This is a genomic window from Arthrobacter sp. 2YAF22_2 (assembly GCF_052114645.1).
In the GTDB taxonomy this organism is placed as follows: Bacteria; Actinomycetota; Actinomycetes; order Actinomycetales; family Micrococcaceae; genus Arthrobacter.
Genome location: NZ_JBFRFD010000237.1, coordinates 1 through 5514, shown reverse-complemented (window position 1 = coordinate 5514; position 5514 = coordinate 1). Strand labels below are relative to the sequence as shown.

Sequence of the window (5514 nt, the reverse complement as noted above, 5' to 3'; positions counted from 1 at the left end):
ATCCGGCACCGTTCGCAAGCTTCCTGCGCCTGGCGGAGGTCACCGTGGCCAGCACCTCGCCGGAGCGCTTCCTGCGGATCGCAGCCGACGGTGCAATGCGGGCCGAGCCGATCAAGGGCACCCGGCGGCGGGACGCCGACGCCGGCCGGGACGAACTGCTGCGCCGCGAGCTCGAATCCTCCCCCAAGGACCGGGCCGAGAACATCATGATCGTGGACCTGCTGCGCAACGACCTCAGCCACTTCGCGGTGCCCGGTTCCGTCTCGGTCAACCGGCTGTGCTCGATCGAAAGCTATGCCACGGTCCACCAGATGGTCAGCACCATCGACGCACAACTCCGGCCCGGAATGCCCCGGGCCGAGGCAGTGGCGGCCTGCTTCCCGGCGGGCTCCATGACAGGCGCCCCCAAGGTCAGCACCATGGCCATCCTGGACCGTCTCGAGGCCGCCCCGCGCGGCGTCTACTCCGGGGCTATCGGCTATTTCTCGCTCAACGGCGCCACCGACCTCGCGGTGGCCATCCGCACCTTGGTGGTGGCGGCCGGCACGGACGGCGGCGCTACCCTGAGCCTGGGCATCGGCGGCGCCATCACCGCGGACTCCTCGCCGCAGGAGGAGTACGAGGAGATCCGGACCAAGGCCTTCGGCGTGCTCTCCGCCCTTGGCACCGGCTTCCCGCAAGGCTAGGGGCCACTAAGACCGGTCCGCTCACGGTGTCCGCGGGCGGTCAAAGGAAACAGGAGCTAGGCCGACGCCGCCGAACGCACCGCTTCGGCCATCGTGGTCGTCGGGCGTCCGATCAGCTTGCTCAGGTCTCCAGTCGTCACCAGAAGATCACCGCGGGCGATCCCCAAATCAGAATCCGCGAGGATTTCTGCGAACGCTTCCGGCACACCCACCCCAGTCAGCATGCCAGCGTATTCCTGGGCCGGGAGGTCCTGGTAGGTAATTGCCCTTCCCGCTACCGAGCTGAACTCGGCGGCAAGCTCGGTCATGGTGAACGCCTCGTCGCCGCCCAGTTCGTAGATCGCACCGGCTTGATCGTCGGCAACAAGCACAGCCGCGGCGGCCTGTGCGTAGTCGGCGCGGGAGGCTGCACTGATTCTGCCATCGCCGGCGCTTCCGGCGACCGCACCCTGTGCCAACGCTCCCGGGAGCTGGTCTGTGTAGTTCTCCAGGTACCAGCCGTTGCGCAGGAGAGCGAAGGGAACCCCGGCTTCCCGGAGGAGTGCCTCGGTGGCCTGGTGCTCTGCCGCGAGCTTCATTTCGGAGGTGTCCGCATTCGCGATGCTCGTATACGCGATGAGGTCCACGCCTTCAGCCCTGGCGGCCTCGATCACGGTCCGGTGCTGCGGCACCCGCTCCCCAACGGCACTGCCGGAAATCAGGAGGACTTTGCGGGCACCCCTGAGGGCCGCCGCCACGGAGTCCGGGTCCGAATAATCCATCGCCGTCACCTGCACACCCCGGGCGGCGAGATCTGCCAGTTTTTCGATGGAGCGGCCGGCGGCCACAATCTCCCCCGCCGGGACCTCGCGTTCCAGCAATGCTTCAACAACGTGGCGGCCAAGCTGGCCGGTTGCGCCTGTAACGACGATGCTCATGATTTCCTCTCAGGATTTGTACTCGGTCACCGGTCACAACCAGCGCCTCGGCCGATTACTTCCCAAAAGTTAGTACGCACTTTCAGGTAAGGTACAGGCATGAAGGAAAGTAGCAACACCACAAGTCTTCGTGCGAGCTTTCCTGACGGCGTGTTCCCGGCAGGATGCCCCAGCCGGACGGTGTTGGACCACGTCACCAGTAAGTGGGGAGTACTCATTCTGGTAGCCCTGTCCGAAGGCGAGCAGCGCTGGAGCGAACTTCGCCGCAGGGCCGACGGCATCAGTGAAAAAATGCTGGCCCAGACCCTAAAGACCCTGGAGCGTGACGGGCTGGTCAATCGAAAGGCACAGGCGGTCATTCCCCCGAGAGTGGACTACAGCCTGACCGACCGCGGCTATGTGCTGAGCGCATTGCTGGTTCCGCTGGTCGCCTGGGCTTTCGACAACGCCGATGACATCCTCCACGRCCAGCGCTGATGGTTCCCCGAGGGCTTTCCTGCCGGGCTACTGCAGGGTTGCGGTCAGACGGGCGACGTTATCCACGTATTTGACCCGCATGGGCCGCTTTAACCAGTCTTCGAGCTTGAGCTCGTGCGAAATGCCGCGGTAGGTGTCCTCCACGGCGCGGATCCTCTGCACGATGTCCTCGCCGAGCAGCATGACCGAGACCTCGAGGTTCAGCGAGAACGAGCGCATGTCCATGTTGCTTGAACCAAGAACGGCGACCTCGTCATCGACGGTGAAGTGCTTGGCGTGCAGCACGAACGGGGCTTTGTAGAGGTGGATGCGAACCCCGGCTTCCAGCAGCGCCTCGTAGTAGGACTGCTGGGCATGGTGAACCAGGAACTGGTCGCCTTTTTCCGAGACGAAGAGTTCGACGTCGACGCCGCGCTGGGCCGCGGTGGTCACTGCGTAGAGCAGCGAGTCGTCCGGGACGAAGTAGGGGCTGCAGATGGAGAGTTTGTGCTGCGCGGAGTAGATCAGCGTGTTGAACAGGCGAAGGTTGTTCTCGGTGATGAAGCCGGGGCCGCTGGGGACCACCTGGGCGGTGACATGGCCGGGGACTGCCTCGGGCCGGTGGCCCAGCTGGTGCTCAAGCGATTCGTCGGTCTCGCTGAGCCAGTCGGTGGCGAACACGACGTTCAGCGTGGTGACGATCGGGCCGCGCATGCAGGCCATGAGTTCGACCCACTCCCGGCCAATCTTGCGGTGCCGGGGGTTGTTATAGGACGGTTCGATCAGGTTCTGCGAGCCTGTGAAGGCGACCTCACCGTCGATCACCATGATCTTCCGGTGATTGCGCAGGTCGGGCCGGCGCCACTGGCCGTGCACGGGCCGCAGCGGCAGCATCGGGCGCCAGCAGATCTTACTGGCCCTGAGCCGCGCGATCAGTTTGCGGTATCCCTTGATCCGCAGCGTGCCGAGGTGGTCGAAGAGGATCCGGACCTCGACGCCGCGTTCGGCGGCGTCTTCGAGGGCAGTCAGCAGCTCGTCCGTGATGTGGTCCGAGCTCATGATATAAAACTCGGCGTTGATGAAGGACGTGGCCTCCCGGGCTGCCGCGGCCATCGCCGTGATGGAGTCCGGGTAGCCCGGCAGCAGCTGCACGCTGTTGCCGTCCACCATGGGCAGCGAGCCCAGGGTCTTGTTGAGTTCCGCGGCGGAGGCTACCCACTCTGGTCCGGCATACTGGCTTTCGACGGCGGCCAATGCGGATGTCCCGGCCCGAACCCGAGTGTTCACCGCTTCCTGTTGCGCTCGGCGCCGGCGGGACAGCCGGAAGTTACCGAACAGCAGGAACAGTATGACGCCAAGCGCCGGCACGAAAAAGATGCCCAGCAGCCAGGCCATGGCAGTGGTGGGACGTCGATTGCCGGGGATGATGCCGAGGGCCAGGACTCGGATGGCGAAGTCGATGAAGCCCAAAATCAGGACGCCCCAAGGCGGGAGCGTCCCCACTAGCGAAAATGGCCACAGCACAGGCGAATCCTCCGGGTTCCAGACCCGCGGAACAGTTCCGGAACGGGCAACCCGCAAATCCTATCCCGGCGCGCCGCACTAAGCTGAAGGCATGACTACCCCTGCCTCTGTTCCGGCCCCCGCCACGGTGCTGGTGTTCCTCGATCCCGCATTTGAGGACGGCCGCATCGCCGACGCTTCCAAGCCCCAACTGATGGCCACGGACCAGGGTGCGACCCGCGGCGACGGCGTTTTTGAGTCGTTGCTCGCGGTGGGCGGAACACCGCGCAAGCTGGCGGCCCACCTGAGCCGGCTGGCCGGCTCAGCCCGCGCCCTGGAGCTGGACATCCCGGCCGAGGGCGCCTGGCGGCGCGCCATCGGGACCGCCATCAGCGAGTTCCGCGGGCAGGCCCGCCCGGACGGCGGCGACTCCGACGGTTCGGACGAGGTGGTGGTGAAGCTGCTCGCCACCCGTGGCGTCGAGGGCGCCGGTACACCGAGCTGCTGGGTACAGGCCTCCCCGCCGCCCGCCGCCGGCCGCCGGCAGCGCGAGACCGGCGTCGACGTTATCCTGTTGGACCGCGGTTACGACAGCGAGGCGGGCGAACGCGCTCCATGGCTGCTGCTCGGCGCCAAGACGCTGTCCTACGCGGTCAACATGGCGGCGCTGCGGTACGCCCACCACCAGGGCGCCGACGACGTCATCTTCACCTCCGCCGACGGCCGGGTCCTGGAGGGCCCGACGTCGACCGTGCTGCTGGCGCACCTGGACAGCACCGACGACGGCGCCGGTGGGACTCGCACCGTGCGCCGGCTGATCACGCCGCAGCTGGACAGCGGGATCCTGCCCGGCACCTCGCAGGGCGCGCTGTTCACCGCTGCCAAGGCGGCCGGCTGGGAGTTGGGCTACGGGCCGCTGGTACCCGCCGACCTGTACGACGCCGACGCCGTCTGGCTCATCTCGAGCATCCGGCTGCTCGCCCCGGTGAACCACGTCGACGGCAAGGAGATCGGCACCCCCGAACTGCGCCGGCAGCTCACCGCAGAACTCAACGAACTGTTCGCCACGGTCGAGTAACCACGGTCGAGCAAAACAGTCTGCTAGACCGAAACGGCCGCGGCTTCGCGGACCAACTCGGCGGAGAGGTCGGCGGTCAGGTCATCGACGACCTGACCGTACAGCAGGGCGCCCTTGGCGGCGCTGGACCCGGCGGCGGAGGAGAGGCAACCGGTGGCCGGCGTCCGTTCCGGCACCACGGGTAGCCGGTCAAAGCGCGGCAGGACGGCGGCAGGACCGTCGACCAGGCGGTCCATCGCGACCCTGGCCGGTTCGAGGTGCAGCATGAGCGAGGTTTCCAGGACCCCGCCGTGCTCGATGTCCCAGCCCGGGAATCCATCCGGGTAGACCCGGCCCAGCGTGTCCGGGCTGACGAAGTCCCAGTACGAGAGCAGCAGCACGCTCTGCTCCGCGCCCGGGCCGATCCTCAAGTCTTCCAGGGCCAGGTCGATTCCCTCGTACAGGAACTGGTAGTTCTCGAAGTGGCCGTTGACGAAGACCACGTGCCGGACGCCCTGGTTGAGGAAGGACTTGGCCAGGTTGCGCGCCACCTTGATGAGGGTTTCGCCGTCCAGGCTGGTGGTGCCGGAGAGGTGGTTGCCGCCGCCGGACTTTTGCTGCGACTTGTACCCGTAGGAGATGGGCTGCGCCACCAGGGCACCCAGCCGCCGGGCAACGCCCTCCGCGAAGCGCGAGGACAGAATCGTGTCCGTTCCGAGCGGCAGGTGCGGCCCGTGCTGCTCCAGGGACCCGACGGGGATGAGGACGATCGCCTCCCCGGTTGCCAGGGCCTCGCGGTAGGCAAAGGCATCCAGGTCTTCCAGAAATACTGACTTGTCCATGCTGGTGGTGCTCCTCATGAAATACGGGGTGAAAAGTGGCGGCGGCCAGGGGC

At 66.6% G+C, this 5514-nt stretch carries 6 protein-coding genes; 3 read left to right on the top strand and 3 right to left on the bottom strand.

What is annotated here, in order from left to right; genetic code table 11:
- The coding region (locus tag AB4Y86_RS10985; RefSeq protein WP_441402268.1) for an anthranilate synthase component I family protein at positions 1-686 on the top strand (686 nt) is incomplete at its 5' end.
- Between the two features lie 56 nt (positions 687-742).
- Here AB4Y86_RS10985 and AB4Y86_RS10980 read toward each other — a convergent pair.
- On the bottom strand, positions 743-1603 hold the full coding sequence (locus AB4Y86_RS10980) for an SDR family oxidoreductase (protein ID WP_441402267.1): 861 nt from the start codon (positions 1601-1603) through the stop codon (positions 743-745).
- 99 nt (positions 1604-1702) lie between these two features.
- Between AB4Y86_RS10980 and AB4Y86_RS10975 the strand changes: the two genes are divergently transcribed.
- Entirely contained in the window at positions 1703-2080 is a 378-nt protein-coding gene (locus AB4Y86_RS10975; protein WP_441402266.1) for a winged helix-turn-helix transcriptional regulator, read from the top strand.
- 27 nt (positions 2081-2107) lie between these two features.
- Here the strand turns inward: AB4Y86_RS10975 and cls are convergent, their stop codons facing one another.
- Entirely contained in the window at positions 2108-3583 is a 1476-nt protein-coding gene (gene cls / locus AB4Y86_RS10970) for a cardiolipin synthase (protein WP_441402265.1), read from the bottom strand.
- 91 nt (positions 3584-3674) lie between these two features.
- Between cls and AB4Y86_RS10965 the strand changes: the two genes are divergently transcribed.
- Positions 3675-4640 carry an aminodeoxychorismate lyase gene (locus AB4Y86_RS10965; protein WP_441402264.1) on the top strand — a complete coding sequence of 322 codons (966 nt, stop codon included), beginning with the start codon at positions 3675-3677 and terminating at the stop codon, positions 4638-4640.
- Between the two features lie 23 nt (positions 4641-4663).
- On the opposite strand, the gene AB4Y86_RS10960 is transcribed toward AB4Y86_RS10965, so the two are convergent.
- On the bottom strand, positions 4664-5514 hold an 851-nt coding region (locus tag AB4Y86_RS10960; RefSeq protein ID WP_441402263.1), incomplete at its 5' end, for a creatininase.